Raw genomic sequence first — 342 nt, forward strand, 5'->3', positions numbered from 1 at the left:
CTCTATATCATCTACACATCCGGAACGACGGGCAATCCGAAAGGGGTCATGCTGGAGCACGGCAACATGGTCAACCTGCTGCATTATCAGCAAAAAGGCACGAACATTCCGATGCCTTCGCGGATTTTGCAATATGCGTCCGGCAGCTTCGATGTATGCTATCAGGAAATGTTCTCTGCGCTCCTGTTCGGCGGAAGCTTGTATATGGTCGACAATGAGATGCGCAAGGATCCGGTGCGCTTGTTCCAGGAAATCGAAAAGCATGAAATCGACGTGTTGTTCATTCCAGTGGCGTTCCTGAAATTCATCTTCGCCGAGCCGGAGTGGGCCGAAGCATTCCCG

1 protein-coding gene is annotated in these 342 nt (G+C 51.8%); it reads left to right on the forward strand.

What is annotated here, in order from left to right; genetic code table 11:
- Positions 1–342: AMP-binding protein (locus BBG47_RS28565; protein WP_139070852.1), on the forward strand; the 342-nt coding region annotated here is incomplete at both ends.

Origin of the sequence: Paenibacillus sp. KS1, from assembly GCF_001680695.1 — a bacterium.
Lineage (GTDB): Bacteria > Bacillota > Bacilli > Paenibacillales > Paenibacillaceae > Paenibacillus_B > Paenibacillus_B suaedae.